At 70.5% G+C, this 15954-nt stretch carries 13 protein-coding genes; 10 read left to right on the top strand and 3 right to left on the bottom strand.

Annotated elements, in window-relative coordinates:
* Positions 1 to 52 precede the first annotated feature (52 nt).
* From paaN to C4V41_RS09630, 4 genes are read left to right on the top strand one after another with little or no spacing between them, the layout of a single operon-like run.
* The gene (paaN, locus tag C4V41_RS09645; RefSeq protein ID WP_103955717.1) at positions 53 to 1699 is read left to right on the top strand and encodes a phenylacetic acid degradation protein PaaN; all 1647 of its coding nucleotides are present in this window, start codon (positions 53 to 55) and stop codon (positions 1697 to 1699) included.
* 54 nt (positions 1700 to 1753) lie between these two features.
* Complete coding sequence (locus C4V41_RS09640) at positions 1754 to 2701, top strand: MBL fold metallo-hydrolase (protein ID WP_103955404.1); 948 nt, start codon at positions 1754 to 1756, stop codon at positions 2699 to 2701.
* The gene (locus tag C4V41_RS09635; RefSeq protein ID WP_103955403.1) at positions 2698 to 4245 is read left to right on the top strand and encodes an FAD-dependent monooxygenase; all 1548 of its coding nucleotides are present in this window, start codon (positions 2698 to 2700) and stop codon (positions 4243 to 4245) included. Before C4V41_RS09640 ends, C4V41_RS09635 begins: the two co-directional genes overlap by 4 nt.
* Positions 4246 to 4264: 19 nt before the next feature.
* Positions 4265 to 5698 carry an alpha,alpha-trehalose-phosphate synthase (UDP-forming) gene (locus tag C4V41_RS09630; RefSeq protein ID WP_103955402.1) on the top strand — a complete coding sequence of 478 codons (1434 nt, stop codon included), beginning with the start codon at positions 4265 to 4267 and terminating at the stop codon, positions 5696 to 5698.
* Here the strand turns inward: C4V41_RS09630 and C4V41_RS09625 are convergent.
* Positions 5631 to 5915: a DUF4235 domain-containing protein gene (locus tag C4V41_RS09625; RefSeq protein ID WP_103955401.1), complete on the bottom strand. Its 285-nt coding sequence runs from the start codon at positions 5913 to 5915 to the stop codon at positions 5631 to 5633. The two genes, C4V41_RS09630 and C4V41_RS09625, sit on opposite strands and share 68 nt — an antisense overlap.
* A 78-nt stretch (positions 5916 to 5993) precedes the next feature.
* Here C4V41_RS09625 and valS point away from each other — a divergent pair, with 78 nt between their 5' ends.
* Positions 5994 to 8501, top strand: coding sequence for a valine--tRNA ligase (gene valS / locus C4V41_RS09620; protein ID WP_407669949.1), 2508 nt, complete (start codon positions 5994 to 5996; stop codon positions 8499 to 8501).
* 30 nt (positions 8502 to 8531) lie between these two features.
* On the opposite strand, the gene C4V41_RS09615 is transcribed toward valS, so the two are convergent.
* Positions 8532 to 9050, bottom strand: coding sequence for an ArsR/SmtB family transcription factor (locus tag C4V41_RS09615; protein ID WP_103955399.1), 519 nt, complete (start codon positions 9048 to 9050; stop codon positions 8532 to 8534).
* Between the two features lie 56 nt (positions 9051 to 9106).
* Here C4V41_RS09615 and C4V41_RS09610 point away from each other — a divergent pair, with 56 nt between their 5' ends.
* Entirely contained in the window at positions 9107 to 10339 is a 1233-nt protein-coding gene (locus C4V41_RS09610) for an MFS transporter (RefSeq protein ID WP_235030005.1), read from the top strand.
* On the opposite strand, the gene C4V41_RS09605 is transcribed toward C4V41_RS09610, so the two are convergent.
* Positions 10317 to 12464 carry a DUF6351 family protein gene (locus tag C4V41_RS09605; protein ID WP_146103602.1) on the bottom strand — a complete coding sequence of 716 codons (2148 nt, stop codon included), beginning with the start codon at positions 12462 to 12464 and terminating at the stop codon, positions 10317 to 10319. The two genes, C4V41_RS09610 and C4V41_RS09605, sit on opposite strands and share 23 nt — an antisense overlap.
* 233 nt (positions 12465 to 12697) lie before the next feature.
* Here C4V41_RS09605 and C4V41_RS09600 point away from each other — a divergent pair, with 233 nt between their 5' ends.
* From C4V41_RS09600 to C4V41_RS09580, 4 genes are all read left to right on the top strand, one after another.
* Entirely contained in the window at positions 12698 to 14035 is a 1338-nt protein-coding gene (locus C4V41_RS09600) for an AI-2E family transporter (protein ID WP_235030004.1), read from the top strand.
* Between the two features lie 125 nt (positions 14036 to 14160).
* Positions 14161 to 14715 (top strand): PaaI family thioesterase, encoded by a 555-nt coding sequence (locus tag C4V41_RS09590; RefSeq protein ID WP_103955396.1) that lies wholly within the window; start codon positions 14161 to 14163, stop codon positions 14713 to 14715.
* A complete protein-coding gene (gene dut, locus C4V41_RS09585; protein WP_103955395.1) occupies positions 14712 to 15152 on the top strand; it encodes a dUTP diphosphatase in 441 nt (146 codons plus the stop codon). Before C4V41_RS09590 ends, dut begins: the two co-directional genes overlap by 4 nt.
* A 111-nt stretch (positions 15153 to 15263) precedes the next feature.
* On the top strand, positions 15264 to 15902 hold the full coding sequence (locus C4V41_RS09580) for a DUF3710 domain-containing protein (protein ID WP_235030003.1): 639 nt from the start codon (positions 15264 to 15266) through the stop codon (positions 15900 to 15902).
* The last annotated feature ends 52 nt before the right edge of the window (positions 15903 to 15954 follow it).

Below are 15954 nucleotides of genomic sequence, written 5' to 3'. Positions count from 1 at the left end.
TGTTCGGTAAACACATCACCATCCGGCCTTCCCTGTCAAGAGGTTGAAGATCATGTTCGAGCAGCACCGCGGGACTCTGGACGAAGCCACCTCGGCGATCGCTCAGCGTGGTCACTGGAGTGCCTACCCCGAGTCGCCGAGCCCGCGCGTCTACGGCGAGGGCGCGGCCGAGCGGGGCAGGGAGGCGTTCGAGTCCCTGCTCGGCAAGCCGTACCCGCTGGAGCAGCCGGGCACCGGGTCCTGGATCGGCGCGGAGCGCTCGCCGTTCGGCATCGACCTCGGCGTCACCTACCCGCAGCCGCTGGTGGAAGAGCTCATCGCGGCGGCGAAGGGCGCGCTGCCCGCCTGGCGGGACGCCGGGCCGCTGGCGCGCGCCCTGACCTGCGTGGAGATCGTCGACCGGATCAACAAGCGCAGTTTCGAGCTGGCCAACGCGGTGCAGCACACCACCGGGCAGGCGTTCGTCATGGCCTTCCAGGCCGGCGGGCCGCACGCGCAGGACCGCGCGCTGGAGGCCATCGCGTACGGCTTCGCCGCCATGACCGCCTCGGCCGCCACGTCCCGCTGGGAGAAGCCGGCCAAGGGCGGCCCGCTGGTCATGGACAAGCGCTTCACCGTCGTGCCCAGGGGCGTCGCGCTGGTCATCGGCTGCAACACGTTCCCGACCTGGAACGCCTACCCGGGGCTGTTCGCCTCGCTCGTCACCGGCAACCCCGTGATCGTCAAGCCGCACCCCGGCGCCGTGCTGCCGCTGGCCATCACCGTGTCGATCGCCCGTGAGGTGCTGGAGCAGGCCGGCTTCGACCCCGCGCTCGTGTCGCTGGCCGTGGAGGAGGGCCAGGGCCTGGCCAAGACGCTGGCCACGCACCCCGATGTCCGCGTCGTCGACTTCACCGGCTCGACCGAGTTCGGCGACTGGCTGGAGCTCAACGCCCGCCAGGCCCTCGTGCACACCGAGAAGGCCGGGGTCAACACGGTCGTCGTCGACTCCACCGGCTCCTGGCGCGGCATGCTCGGCAACCTGGCCTTCTCGCTCGCGCTCTACAGCGGCCAGATGTGCACCGCGCCGCAGAACATCCTGGTCCCGGCGGCCGGCATCGAGACCGACGAGGGTCACAAGAGCTTCGACGAGGTGGCCGCGGGCCTGGCCGCCGCGGTCGCCAGGCTGCTCGGCGACGACGCCCGCGCGGTCGAGCTGACCGGCGCGATCGTCAACCCCGGCGTGCTGGCCAGGCTGGCGGCCGCGCCCTCGCTCGGCGAGGTGGTGCTGGAGTCGCGGGCGCTCAAGCATCCGGCCTTCCCCGACGCGGTCGTGCGCACGCCGGTGATCGTGAAGGTCGCCCCAGGGGAGCGCGAGGTCTATGGGCGCGAGCACTTCGGGCCGATCTCGTTCGTCATCCCCACCGGTTCGACGCGGGAGAGCCTCGATCTGCTGCGCGAGACGATCACGGCCCGCGGCGCGCTCACCGCCTCGGTCTACTCGACCTCCGACGACGTGCTCGACCAGGCCGAGCGGGCGGCCGTCGACGCGGGCGTCAACCTCTCGTGCAACCTGACCGGCGGCGTCTTCGTCAACCAGTCGGCCGCCTTCAGCGACTACCACGGCAGCGGCGCCAACCCGGCCGCCACCGCCTCGCTGACCGACCCCGGCTACGTGGCCGGGCGCTTCCACGTGGTGCAGTCCAGACGACCGGCGTGACACGCCGCGCCTCTGGGAATGGGCCTTGACGACGCCTGTGCGGGAGGAGGAGCGATGGCCAAGCCGTTCGCCTCGTCGGCGGATCTCGGTGAGAAACGGCAGTTGCTGGAGGTGCTGGCCGACGGCGTCTACGCGCTGACGGCCGAAGGCGACCCGAACGTCGGCGCGATCGAGGGCGAGGACTTCGTCGTCTGCTTCGAGGCGCTCGCCACGCCCGTGGCCGCCCGCCGGTGGCTGGAGCGGCTGCGCGCGCACACGGACAAACCGGTCCGCTACCTGGTGCTGTCGCACTATCACGCGGTCCGGGTGCTGGGCGCCTCGGCGTTCGGCGCCGACGTGATCGTGACGCACGAGAAGACCCGCGAGCTGATCGCCGAGCGCGGCGAGCAGGACTGGGCCAGCGAATACGCCAGAATGCCGCGCCTGTTCCAGGACCCGGCGTCGATCCCGGGGCTGACCTGGCCGACGGCGACGTTCAGCGACCGGTTCACCATCGACCTGGGCGGCGACCGCGGCGACCTGGTGCTGCAACACTGCGGCCGCGGCCACACCGAGGGCGACCTGGTGGCCTGGCTGCCGAGGCAGGGCATCCTGTTCGCCGGTGACCTGGTCGAGTCGCAGGCCGCCCTCTACACCGGCGACGCCTTCCACCGGGAGTGGTCCTCCTCGACGCTCGACCGGGTGGCCTCGTTCGGGGCGCGGACGCTGGTCGGCGGCAGGGGCGCGGTGGCCAGGGGCAAGGAGGGCGTGGAGGCGGCCATCGGGCAGACGCGCGACTTCCTGGCCGTGATGCTGCGCGAGGTCGGCGCGGCGGGGTCGCTGAAGGAGGCGTTCGAGCGTACGCACCGGACCCTGGAGCCCCGCTACGGCCACTGGCCGATCTTCGAGCACTGCCTGCCGTTCAACGTCTCCCGGCTCTGGGACGAGTTGCACGGCGTCGAACGGCCGCGGATCTGGACCGCCGAGCGCGACAGGGAAGTGTGGGACGAGCTCCAATCATGAACTCGACTACGAACAGCGCACAGGTCATCGTGATCGGCGCGGGGCCCGTCGGGCAGAGCGCCGCGCTGCTGCTGGCCCGCTGGGGCATCCAGGTGCTGGTGCTGGACCAGCGCCCGGGGCGGGGGCACGTCGGGTCGAAGTCCATCTGCCAGCAGCGCGACGTGCTCGACATCTGGGCCGCCGCCGGCGCGGGCAGGATCGCGGAGGAGGGCCTGGCCTGGACGACCGCCCGCACCTACCACCGCGACCGTGAGCTGTTCTCCTGGACGTTCGAGCGCGAGGGGCCGCTGCCGGCCTGCGTGAACATCTCGCAGACCCGCACCGAGGAGATCCTCGACGAGGCCATCGCGGGCCAGCCGCTCATCGAGGTGCGCTGGGAGCACGAGGTGACCGGCCTGATCCAGGACAACTCGGGCGTCACGGTGCACTGCGGGCAGCGGCGGCTGCGCGCGCCCTACGTGCTGGCCTGCGCGGGCGCCAGGGCCCAGGTGGTGCGCGGGGCGCTCGGGGTCACGTTCGGCGGGGAGACCTTCGAGGACCAGTTCCTGATCTGCGACATCAAGGCCGACCTGCCCGGCTGGGAGAACGAGCGCCGCTTCTACTTCGACCCCGTCTGGAACCCGGGCCGGCAGGTGCTCATCCATCCCTGCCCGGGGGGCACGTTCCGGATCGACTGGCAGATCGCGCCGGACTTCATCCCCACCGAGGCGGACATCGCGCGCAAGGTGCGGCAGATCATCGGCGACCGGCCGTACGAGCTGCTGTGGCACAGCACCTACCGGTTCCACTCGCGCCTGGCCTCCCGCATGCGGGTCGGGCGGGTGCTGCTGGCGGGCGACTGCGCCCATCTGGTGGCGCCCTTCGGGGCGCGGGGGCTCAACTCCGGGGTGCCGGACGCCGAGAACGCGGCCTGGAAGCTGGCCTTCGTGCTCAACGGGTGGGCGGGGGAGGGGCTGCTGGAGTCGTACCATGCCGAGCGGCACGCGGCGGCGGCCGAGAACCTCGACGTGACCTCCGCCACCATGCGCTTCCTCGCGCCCAAGACCGTGGAGGGGCGCATGCACCGGCGGGCGGTGCTGACGGGCGGCCGGGTCGCGGAGGTGGATTCGGGCCGGTTCGCCGAGCCCTTCTGGTACGTCGACTCGCCGCTGACCACCCCCGAGCCGTCGCGCCCGTTCCACGGCCGGCCGCCGAAGGGGGCGCTGTGCGTGCCCGCCCCCGGCGTGATCCTGCCGGACGTGCCCATCGCCGGTGGCCGGTTGCGTGAGATCTGCCGCGATGGATTCCTCGTCCTACTGGGCGATATGTGCGATTCGAGTTTGTTTGTGCAGGTCCTGGGCAAGGTCATTACGGCGCCGCTCGCCGTTCGCGGGCTCGCGGAGATGGAGGGGACCGGCTCGCTCGCTGAAAGGCTCGGCGCCGGACCGGATGAGGCATGGCTCATCAGGCCCGATTCCCACATCGCCGCGATCATTCCCCATGCGGGCCCGGAGTCGGTGGCGGCCGCTGTCAGCCGTGCGCTGGGCGGCTTTCCTGACATGTGACCCGATAGGGAGGACTTGCGTGACTGGCCGTAGCTCGTATCTGATCGTCGCGAACCGGTTGCCGGTGGACCGCACGATCGAGCCGGACGGAACGGCTGCGTGGCGCAGAAGTCCAGGCGGGCTCGTCACCGCGATAGCGCCGGTGATGCAGCGCCGCCACGGAGCCTGGGCCGGTTGGCACGGGGCTGCGGACGAGGTGCTGGAGCCGTTCGAGCAGGGCGGGATGAACCTGATCCCGGTGCCGCTGTCGGCCCGCGAGGTCGAGCTCTACTACGAGGGCTTCTCCAACGCCACCCTGTGGCCGCTGTACCACGACGTGGTGGCGCCGCCGGTGTTCGACAGGAAGATGTGGGACTCCTACCGGGAGGTCAACCAGCGCTTCGCCGAGGCCGCCGCGGAGGCGGCCGACGAGGGCGCGGTCGTGTGGGTGCAGGACTACCAGCTCCAGCTCGTGCCCGCGATGCTGCGCAAGCTCCGGCCGGACCTGCGGATCGGCTTCTTCCTGCACATCCCGTTCCCGCCCACCGAGCTGTTCTGGCGGCTGCCGTGGCGCAGGGAGCTGGTCGAGGGGCTGCTCGGGGCCGACCTGGTGGGCTTCCAGCTGCCCGGCGGGGCCTCGAACTTCCGCAGGCTGTGCCGGCGGCTGCTCGGGCTGCCGTACAAGGGGAATGAGATCTTCCTCGACGACCGGATCGTGACCACGCAGGCGTTCCCGATCTCGGTGGACTTCGCGCAACTCGACTCCCTCGTCCGCGACCCGAACATCGTGGCCCGCGCCAAGGAGATCAGGATGGAGCTGGGCGACCCCGAGCACGTGCTGCTCGGCGTGGACCGGCTCGACTACACCAAGGGCATCGGGCAGCGGCTGGAGGGCTTCGGAGAGCTGCTCAACGACGGCCGGCTGCGCCCGGGCGAGGCCGTGTTCGTGCAGATCGCCACGCCGAGCCGCGAGCGCGTCGACGAATACCGCAGGCTGCGCGACGACATCGAGCTGCAGGTCGGCCGGATCAACGGGGAGCACGCGCAGCTCGGCTACCAGCCGGTCTGGTATTTCCACCAGTCCTACGACCACGAGGAGCTGGCGGCGCTCTATCTGGCCGCCGACGTGATGGTCGTGACGCCGCTCAGGGACGGGATGAACCTGGTGGCCAAGGAGTATGTCTCCTGCCACCACGACCTGCACGGGGCGCTGGTGCTGAGCGAGTTCGCCGGGGCCGCCGACGAGCTGCGGCAGGCCTACCTGGTCAATCCGTATGACGTGGAGGACGTCAAGCGCCAGATGCTGGCGGCGATGCGGGCCACGCCGCACGAGCTGGCCCGGCGGATGCGTACGATGCGCCGCCGGGTCGCCACCTACGACGTGGACCGCTGGGCGAGTGAGTTTCTCACTGCCCTGGAGTCACCTGCTTCAGAGCCTTCCACGCGTCATAGCGCTTCTTGGCGGTCCGGTTGACCACGATCTGCGCCACCGACATGCCCACGCCCATGACGACGGCGTAGCCGATCGCCTCACCGAGGTTGACCTCGGGCGAGTCCGTGTCGACGGGCGGCTCCTTGCCGGTCGCCTTCTCCCAGGCGAACCCGAGCAGCTTGCGCGCCGCCCACGCCGTCACCAGGCCGACCAGGCCGCCTATGACCCGCCAGGCGACGTCGGGCTTGTCCTCCGCCATGCCGATCTCCCTTCCCCTTTGTAACGAACACTAGTCTCTACCGCTTGCCGGGCCGGCGAAGCCGTACCATATGGAGGCATGACTCAACAGCGACTACGCCATGCCGCCATGCCCGAAAAGCCGACTCTCGATGGCTTGGAGCAGGTATGGGTAGCGCGCTGGGAGGACGAGGGCACCTACCGTTTCGACCGCTCCAAGCCGCGCGAGCAGGTCTACGCCATCGACACGCCGCCGCCGACCGTGTCGGGCTCGCTGCACGTCGGTCACGTCTTCTCCTTCACCCACACCGACATCATGGCGCGCTACCAGCGCATGATCGGCAAGGCGGTGTTCTACCCCATCGGGTGGGACGACAACGGCCTGCCCACCGAGCGCCGGGTGCAGAACGTCTACGGCGTGCGCTGCGATCCGTCGCTGCCGTACGACCCGGAGTTCGTTCCACCGGACAAGCCCGGCAAACGTGAGATCTCCATCTCGCGGCGCAATTTCGTGGAGCTGTGCCACAAGCTGACCGCCCTCGACGAGCAGGCGTTCGAGGAGGTCTGGCGGCGCGTCGGGCTGTCGGTGGACTGGTCGATGCTCTACACCACGATCAGCGACGAGGCCCGTACGGTGTCGCAGCGCGCGTTCCTGCGCAACCTGCTGCGCGGCGAGGCCTACCTGTCCGAGGCGCCCACGCTCTGGGACGTCTCCTTCCGCACCGCCGTGGCCCAGGCCGAGCTGGAGGACCGGGAGTGGCCCGGCGCCTTCCACAAGATCTCCTTCTACGGCGAGCGCGGCCCGGTCCACATCGAGACGACCCGGCCCGAGCTGATCCCGGCGTGCGTGGCGCTGGTCGCGCACCCCGACGACGAGCGCTACCAGGACCTGTTCGGCACATCGGTGCTGACGCCGCTGTTCGGCGTCGAGGTGCCGGTGCTGGCCCACCGCCTGGCCGAGCCCGACAAGGGCACGGGCATCGCGATGATCTGCACGTTCGGCGACATCACCGACGTCACCTGGTGGCGGGAGCTGCACCTGCCGACCCGGCCGGTCCTCGGCTGGGACGGGCGGCTGCTGCCCGAGCCGCCGGAGGGCGTGGACGCGGAGCCGTACAAGGAGCTGGCCGGCAAGACCGTGCACAGCGCGCGCGAGCGGATCGTGGAGCTGCTGCGCGAGTCCGGTGACCTCGAAGGCGAGCCCCGGCCCGTACAGCGCACGGTGAAGTTCTACGAGAAGGGCGACAAGCCCCTCGAAATCGTCACCACCCGCCAGTGGTACATCCGCAACGGCGGCCGCGACGAGGAGCTGCGGCGGCGCCTGCTGGCGCGCGGCGGTGAGCTGGCCTGGCACCCGCCGCACATGCGGGTGCGCTACGACAACTGGGTCGAAGGGCTCACCAGCGACTGGCTGATCTCGCGCCAGCGTTTCTTCGGCGTGCCGTTCCCGGTGTGGTATCCGATCGACGAGTCGGGGCAGCCCGTCCACGACGCGCCGATCCTGCCCGCCGAGGACACGCTGCCGATCGACCCGTCCTCCGACGTGCCGCGCGGCTACACCGAGGAGCAGCGCGGCGTGCCCGGCGGGTTCATGGCCGACCCCGACGTCATGGACACCTGGGCCACCTCGTCGCTGACACCGCAGATCGCGGGCCGCTGGGAGACCGACGACGACCTCTTCCGGCGCGTCTACCCCTCCGACCTGCGGCCGCAGGCGCACGAGATCATCCGCACCTGGCTGTTCTCGACCGTGGTGCGCTCGCACTACGAGTTCGGCACGCTGCCGTGGAGCGACGTGGCGATCTCCGGGTGGATCCTCGACCCCGACCGCAAGAAGATGTCCAAGTCCAAGGGCAACGTGGTCACCCCGCTCGACCTGCTGGAGCAGCACGGCTCCGACGCGGTCCGCTACTGGGCGGCCAACGGGCGCTACGGCGTCGACACCACCTTCGACGTCGGGCAGCTCAAGATCGGCCGGCGGCTGGCCATCAAGATCCTGAACGCCTCCAAGTTCGTGCTCGGCCTGGCCGAGAGCGACGGCGCGGTGACCGAGCCGCTCGACCGGTCGATGCTGGCGGCCCTGGCCGACACCGTACGGGAGACGTCGGAGGCGTTCGACGCCTACGACCACACCCGGGCGATCGAGGCCGTGGAGCGCTTCTTCTGGGCGTTCTGCGACGACTACCTGGAGCTGGTCAAGGCCCGCGCCTACGAGTCCGGGCCCGAGTCGGCGTCGGCGCACGCGGCGCTGCGGGAGGCCCTCGGCGTGCTGCTGCGGCTGTTCGCGCCGTTCCTGCCGTTCGTGACCGAAGAGGTGTGGTCGTGGTGGCGCGAGGGCTCGGTGCACCGCGCCTCCTGGCCGGCCGCCGAGCGCGGTGCCGGTCACCCGGCGGTGCTGACGCTGGCCTCCGAGGTGCTGCGGCAGGTGCGCAAGGCCAAGTCGGAGGCCAAGCTGTCGATGCGGGCCGAGGTCTCGCGGCTGACCGTGCGGGCGCCCGAGATCGAGCTCGTGCGGCAGGCGCAGGACGACCTGTGCGCGGCGGGCAACGTCGAGGAGTTCGTGCTCGAATACGGTGACGAGCTGCGGGTCGAGGTCGAGCTGGGCTGACGGGTTTTCCTACGGCCGGGGCGGCTGTTTTCAGGCGTCCCGGCCGACGTCGCGGTGCAGGGCCAGGAAGAGTGAGTACGCCTCTCCGTCAGGTGACTGTGGCCGGTCACGGAAGTCGTCGAACACCTCCTGCAGCCGCCGGCGCAGCTCGGCCCTCTCGCCGGCGGTGAGCCGGAGCCCGAGCCGGGTGAAGTTGCTCTCTTCGAGGCCGGCGAGCCTGACCTCCTCCAGGAAGGCGTCCAGGATCGCGGCGTTGGCGCCGGTCACGCCGCTCTCGCGGACGTCCATCTCCCAGGACTTGCCGGTGGAGCGGTAGGGGATCTCGGTGGAGCCGCGCGGGCCTGGACGGCTCGGCTCGGCGGCCAGGAAGCCGGTCTCGACCAGCTTGCGCACGTGGTGCAGCGTGGTGGCCGGGTTCGCGTCGAGGCGGCCCGCGATCTCCTTGTTGGTGAGCGCCTGGTCGAGGCAGAGGCGCAGGATGCGCAGCCGTACGGAGGAGGCGAGCGCGCGGGCCTCGGCCTCGGTGGCGGGGCGGCGATGGGTGCCCATGGCGGTCACCCTATAACTGGTTGATTTTTCCCAATCGGTAGGCGATGCTGCTGCGGGTGAGCTTGTTACGCGAGCGCGACTTCCGCGGCCTGTTCCTCGCCGACAGCGCCAGCCAGGTCGGCACCCAGCTCCTCCACCTGGCCCTGCCCCTGGTCGCGGTGACGGCGCTGCGCGCGTCCGCCGTTCAGGTGGGCCTGCTGACCGCCTGCCAGACGCTGGCGTTCGTGGTGATCGGGCTGCCGGCGGGCGCGATCGTCGACCGGTTGTCCAAGCGCCTGGTCATGGTGGTCGCCGACTGGGCGCGGGCTTTGGCGCTGGTCTCCGTACCGGTGGCGTGGTGGCTGGGCGTGCTGACGATCTACCAGCTGTACGCCGTCGCGCTGGTGCTCGGGGTGTTCACCGTGTTCTTCGACGCGGCGTACCAGAGCTATCTGCCGCACCTCGTCGGGCGTGAGCGGCTGGTCGAGGGGAACTCGATGATGGAGGGCCTGCGCACGGTGGCGCACCTCGGCGGGCCGAGCGTCGGCGGTTACCTGGTGCAGTTCCTCACCGCGCCGTTCGCGCTCGTCGTCACGGTGGCCGGATATGTCTGGTCGGCGCTGTGCCTGGCGACCATTCGCAAGCGCGAGCCCCGCCGGGAACGCGCCGGCTCCCACCTGGGCAAGGAGATCGCCGAAGGCGTCAGGTTCGTGTTCGGGCACCGGCTGCTGCGCCGCATCGCGGGCTGCGCGGGCACCGCGAACCTGTTCGGCACCATGGCCCAGCCGGCGATCCTGCTGCTTCTGGCCAGGGACCTCGGGCTGCCGGCGGGCACGATCGGGCTGCTCCTGGCCGTGGGCGGGGTCGGTGGCGTCGTCGGCGCGCTGGTCAACCGCCGCGTGGCCGCCCGGTTCGGGCAGGGGCCGACGATCTGGCTGGCCATCGGGCTGCCCGCGCCGCTGATGTTCGTGGTGCCGTGGGTGCAGGCCGACTGGCGGCTGGCGTTGTTCGCGCTGTTCGAGTTCTGCTTCGGGGCGGGCGCCGTGATCTTCAACGTGACCCAGCTCAGCTTCCGTCAGGCCGTCACGCCCGAGCCGCTGCTCGGCCGCATGAACGCCACCATCCGCTTCCTCGTCTGGGGCACCATGCCGCTCGGCGGGCTGCTCGGTGGCGTGCTGGGCGAGGTGATGGGGGTCAGGAACGCGCTGCTGGTCGCCGCGGCCGGGTCCTGCCTGGCGTTCCTGTGGGTGTTCACCTCGCCCATGCGGACGATGCGCGAACTTCCCGTCAGTAGTCGCACACTCCCGTAGGGAAGATCTGCTTCAGCCTGGCGAGCTGGTTCTGGTCGGGCCGCCAGGTGCCGTACAGGCCGCGTGCGACGGCCCTGTCGACCGGCTGGAGGCGGCACTTGTAGACGCCGCCCTCGATCGGGCCGCCCGCCACGATCCTGGTGGTCGAGTAGAGCGGGAAACGCTGGGTGCAGGCGCCGGGGGCGCGGCGGTCGAGGACGCCGTCCCAGACGTTGGGTCCTGCCGCGATCTGGGTGCCGTCGGTGGCGAAGCAGCGGTCGACGGCGTCGGAGGGCTTGTTGCCGACCACGCCACGCGACGGATATTTCTGGATATTGGCCATCCACGCGTCGATCACGCGCAGCGCCTCGGGCGTCTGGTCGAACATCGGCCCGTCGGGGCGGGCGTCGGTGAACCAGATGACCTGGTTGCCGGCCTGGCCGTCGTGGTTCAGCATGCGCTTCCTCGACGCGAACGACTGGTGCGCGTTGTGCATGTCCAGCTCGTCCTCCAGGTAGTGCCGCCAGTCGATGACCGGCAGGTCGATGTCGCCCCGGAACACCAGGCCGCTGCGCAGCACGTTCCTGATCGCGACGGGGTCTCCCGTGCGCCTGGGTGCCGGGTCGCCGAGGTTCATGTTGCGGGCGCTCCAGAGGTCGACGTCGGAGGGGCAGGCGGCGGGCACGTACGGGCAGCCCTCCTGCACCATGTCGGCCGCCTCCTTCCACGAGCCCGCCTTGGCGTTGACGTCGAGGAACTCCTCCGGCGTGATCGCTCCGGTGGTCAGGGCCTTGAGTCCGTACTGGACGCCCACGTTGTCCCAGGTCGAGCGGGCGTATCCGGCGGCGTCCCGGCCGTAGACCTTGTACAGGTCGTCCCAGTGGGTCCACTGGACGGTGTCCTTGACGCCCGGCGGGTCCATGAGCTGCCACTCGGGGTCGTTGTTGGAGGTCCAGAGCGGGTTCATGGCCAGCGGGGTCAGGCCGCGCCAGCCGTTGACGCACTCGTCGGAGCCCTGGGCGCCGGTGTATGGGTTCGTCACGGTGTCGCCCGCGTTCATGCCGATCAGGGCCGTTCTGTCGTCCCATTTCGCCCAGCGGGGGTTGTGGTCCATGTAGCGTTCGAGCAGCTCGCAGTCGCCCACGTGGATGGTCTGGGTGGCCATGTCCGGATACGAGTACTGTGGGATCGCCGCGTCGATCACCCGGTCGCCGTGGTTCTGGGCGTAGGCGTACTGCTGGATGGCGCCGCCGGAGGCGCCCACGCCGACCGTGTACAGCGGCAGGCCGTGCTGCTCGATGAAGCGCTCCTTGACCATGAGGGCCGTCTCGCCGCCCAGGATCAGGTTGTAGTGGGTGGAGGTGCGGGTGCCGGAGGAGTGCAGGATCGCGTAGCCCTTGCCCAGGCCGTACGGGTCGAGGGCGCTGCCGCCGAGCGTGCCCTGGTCGTGGCCGATCGCCACGCCGCCGTCGAAACGGTAGATCGCGCGGCCGTTCCAGCCGTTGTCGATCATGGCGATCGAGTACAGGAAGCGGTTGATCACGCCGCGCTCCCGCCGTACCACGAAGTCGACCTCGCGGCCGTCGAGCAGGGTCGTCGTGGCCAGGTCGGCGGGACGCTCCGCGGGCATCGGCTTGAACGTGCCGTCCGTGGAGCGGTAGAGGCGGTCGGTGACGACGGGGGCGAAGCAGTCCCTGCTCCAGCCGCCGCTCACGCGCATGCCCTGGCCGTCCTGGTTGTCCACCGCCGGCGGGCCGAGGCCGGCGCGCTGGGTCTTGCACAGGAACGGGTACTGGTGCGCGCCCGAGAAGATCGGCCCCTGGATCGGGTGGTCGCGTAACCTCAGGCTCTCCCGGTACGGCCACGCCACCGCCGTGATCGTGTTGTCCCCGCGCGTCAGGCCGGTCACCAGGCCCGTGAGCCCGTTCTCGGTCTGCCGGAACACCGCCGTGACGTCCTCGCCGTTGCGCAGCACCTTGAGTCTCGAACCACGGGTCTGGCGGACCCTGATCAGGGCGTCGCCGCCGCTGACCTGGTCGGGGCGGCTGGAGAGCACCTCCAGGGCCAGGGCGGCGCGGGAGGCTTGCGCGGGGGCGGGGGCGCCGATGAGGGACGCGAGCACGGTGAGGACCACCACAGCCTTCATGAGCACGACGGTGACACGGCCGCCACCCCTTGCACAGACCCGATCCTTGGGCACTCCGTCACGCCGTTCGCCAGGCTGATCATGGGGCGGGTCGTTGCGCCGATCATCAGGCTGATCATGGGCCGGTCGTTGCGCCGATCATCAGGCCGATCATCGGGCCGATGATTACGCCGTGAGCTGTCCGGGCGGTTATCCGCGCGCATCTCCGGCCCGGACATGCCAGTCTTGAACACGTGCAGCTCGACCGCCCCACCAAGCTCGTGCCACCCGTGCTGGCCAAGACGGCCGCATGGTGTGCCTGCCTGATCCTCGTCGGCGTGGTCGTCTACTTCTTCATCCAGGTGATCGCCCGCCTGACCTTCGTGGCGTTGCCCGTGGCGATCGCGCTCCTGCTGACCGCGCTGCTCTATCCGCTGACCAACAGCCTGCGCAGCGCCGGCATGCGGCCCATCTACGCCACCTGGATCACCATGCTGGTGGCCCTGACCGTGCTCGTCGGCACCGGGTGGCTGGTCGGGGCGCGGGCCAGCGAGGAGTTCCCCAACCTGGTCGAACAGGTGCAGGAGACCGCCAGGTCGGTGCAGACGTGGCTGATCACCGGGCCGCTGCATCTCAAGGAAGCGCAGATCACCGGCTACGTCGACGAGATCGCCAACATGGTCAACACGCAGCGTGCGGCCATCGGCAACACCGTGCTGACGGCCGGGGCGGTGGCCGTCGAGGTGCTCGCCTCCATCGTGCTGCTGCTGTTCGTGACGTTCTTCCTGCTCAAGGACGGCGACCGGATCTGGGCGTGGTTCCTCAAGGGGTTCGGCAGGGTGTCGCCGCGCGTCGACCGCGCGGGGCGGGCCGCGTGGGCCACGCTCTCCCACTACGTCCAGGGCACCGTGGCCGTGGCGGCCGTGCACGGCCTGATCATGGGCATCGTGCTGGCCGGGATGGGGGTGCCGCTGTGGGCGCCGCTGGCCGTGCTGATCTTCTTCGCCAGCTTCATCCCCATCGTCGGCATCTTCTTCGCCGGCACCGTCGCGACCCTGGTCACGCTGGGGGCCAAGGGGATCGTCTACGCGCTGATCTTCCTCGGGATCCTCATCGTGGAGCAGCAGCTCGAAAACCATGTGCTGCAGCCGCTGATCGTGGGGCGGGCGCTCAACTTCCATCCGCTGGCGATCATTCTGGTGCTGGCCATCGGGGGCATCCTGGCGGGCATCGCGGGGGCGGCCGTGGCCGTGCCGGTGGCGGCGGTCATCTACCGCGCTTTGCCGGAGCTTCGCCACAAACCACCCGAACTACCCCCCGGCCACGACACGGCCCCACCAGGCGAACTCCAGCCAACGGGCCCGGACACGGGCCCCGGCCCAACCTTCGGCTCGGGCCGGGGCTTCGGCACCGACCCCGGCTCACCCCCCGGCCCAGCCACCGCCTCGAGCTCGGGTTCGGGCTCGGGTTCGAGCTCGGGCCCCGACCCCGCCTCCGGCTCCGGCTCGGGCTCAGGTCCGGCCTCGGACCCCGGCTCGGGCTCAGGTCCGGCGTCCGGTTCGGACTCTCGCCCCGGCCCCAGTCCCGGCTAGAGCTCCGGCTCCGGCCCTGATCCCGCTTTCGGTCCTGGCCCCGCTTCTGGTTCGGGTTCAGGCGACGGTGGGCCGGGTGACGGTGATGCCGGGGGGCGGGTGCGTACGGAGTAACCTCGTCACCCGTGACACGTTCCTCCCTCACCACCCCGCCGCCGGACGCCGCCATGCCCGTGGCGCACCCCGCCGCGCCGACCCCCGGCAGCAGCCTGGGCTCCCACTACAGCAACTGCTTCGGCTGCGGCACCGAGCATCCGACGGGGCTGCACCTCGCGGCCATGACGCCCGACGGCGCCACGGTCGAGGCGGAGTTCACGGTGGGGGAGGCGCACCAGGGCGCGCCCAGGCTCGCGCACGGCGGTGTGCTGGCCGCCGCGATGGACGAGGTCATCGGAATGTCCGTCTACCTGTTCCACAAGCCGTATGTGACGGGACGCCTGGAGACCGACTATCTGCTCCCCGTTCCCGTCGGCACGACACTCCACCTGCGCGCCTGGTGCAACGGCATCGCGGGCAGAAAGGCGTACCTTGAGGCTGAGGGGCGCATCGGCGCTCCCGACGGACCGGTCGCCGTCCGCGCGGCAGCGCTGTTCATCGAGGTGAACATGGAACACTTCGCCAAGCATGGCGATCTGGCCGCCATCGCCGCCGAACACCAGGACTACGAGGTGAACCCTTGAGCAGAGCAGAGATCCTCATCCAGCGGCTCGACGCGGAGCTGCCGGTGCCGTCGTACGCCCACCCGGGCGACGCCGGCGCCGACCTCTACGCGGCCGAGGACGTGGAACTGCTGCCCGGCGAGCGGGCCGTCATCGGCACCGGGCTGGCGATCGCCCTGCCCGAGGGCTACGCGGCGTTCGTGCATCCGCGCTCGGGGCTGGCGGCCAGGCACGGCGTCACGCTGGTCAACGCCCCCGGCACGGTCGACGCCGGCTACCGGGGCGAGATCAGGGTGACGCTGATCAACACCGACGCCAAGGAGTCGTTCCGGCTCCAGCGCGGCGACCGCGTGGCGCAACTCGTGATCCAGCGGGTCGAGTACGCGCTCTTCTCCGAGGTCGAGCGCCTGCCCGAGTCGGTGCGCGGCGCCAACGGGTTCGGTTCGACAGGACGCTGAACAAGTGGCTGGCAAGGGGCCTGACAGCGGCCCCCCGAACAATGGGCCGGAATGTGGCCCCCCCGAACAATGGGCCGGACAACGGCCCGATGAGCAGGGAGAGTGAGGAACGTGTTCCGACGTCGTCGTCGTGAGCAGCCGGAGCAGGTGGCTGAGCAGGAGCCTGCCGCCCCCACGCGAGAGTCCGGCCCGTGGGACGCCGACGAGCCCCACCCGGAGACCGACAGGATCGACCTGGGCGGCCTGCGGCTGCCGCACAACCCGGACTTCGACGTACGGCTGGCCTCGGTAGGAGACCAGCACGTGGGGGTCGTCGTCCTGTACGAGGAGAGTTCGCTGCAGCTCCAGGCCCTGGCCGCGCCGCGCAGCTCCGGCCTCTGGGACGAGGTCAAGACCAAGATCGTGTCGCAGGCCAAGCACCTGGAGGAGCGGGAGGGACCGTTCGGCGGTGAGCTGACCGGCGAGATGAAGGTCGACGGCCAGCCCAGGCCGGCCCGCTACCTCGGGATCGACGGCCCGCGCTGGTTCCTGCTCGCGGTCATCTCCGGCAAGGCGGCGGCCGACGAGAAGGTCGCGGCGGCGTTCATCGACTTCATCAAGGACGTCGTGGTCGTCCGCGGCAACGAGCCGATGGCCCGTGAGGAGCCGATTCCGCTGCGCCGTCCCAACGACGAGACGGGCGAGACGCCGACGGAAGGCCCCGGTTTCAACCCGTTCAAACGAGGGCCGGAAATCAGTGAGATTCGCTAAGGGCTGACATCACATAGGCTGAGTCATCATGAGTACGGCAGAGCCCCCCAAA

Origin of the sequence: Nonomuraea solani (genome assembly GCF_900108335.1) — a bacterium.
Lineage (GTDB): Bacteria > Actinomycetota > Actinomycetes > Streptosporangiales > Streptosporangiaceae > Nonomuraea > Nonomuraea solani.
This window is presented reverse-complemented; position numbering and strand designations above follow the sequence as displayed.

Excerpts from the sequence above, each read along its gene's own strand:
- C4V41_RS09625 (WP_103955401.1), bottom strand. The coding sequence starts at position 5,915 with ATGGCGGAGGACAAGCCCGACGTCGCCTGGCGGGTCATAGGCGGCCTG.
- C4V41_RS09640 (WP_103955404.1), top strand. The coding sequence starts at position 1,754 with ATGGCCAAGCCGTTCGCCTCGTCGGCGGATCTCGGTGAGAAACGGCAG.
- C4V41_RS09635 (WP_103955403.1), top strand. The coding sequence starts at position 2,698 with ATGAACTCGACTACGAACAGCGCACAGGTCATCGTGATCGGCGCGGGG.
- C4V41_RS09615 (WP_103955399.1), bottom strand. The coding sequence starts at position 9,050 with ATGGGCACCCATCGCCGCCCCGCCACCGAGGCCGAGGCCCGCGCGCTC.
- paaN (WP_103955717.1), top strand. The coding sequence starts at position 53 with ATGTTCGAGCAGCACCGCGGGACTCTGGACGAAGCCACCTCGGCGATC.
- valS (WP_407669949.1), top strand. The coding sequence starts at position 5,994 with ATGACTCAACAGCGACTACGCCATGCCGCCATGCCCGAAAAGCCGACT.
- C4V41_RS09605 (WP_146103602.1), bottom strand. The coding sequence starts at position 12,464 with ATGAAGGCTGTGGTGGTCCTCACCGTGCTCGCGTCCCTCATCGGCGCC.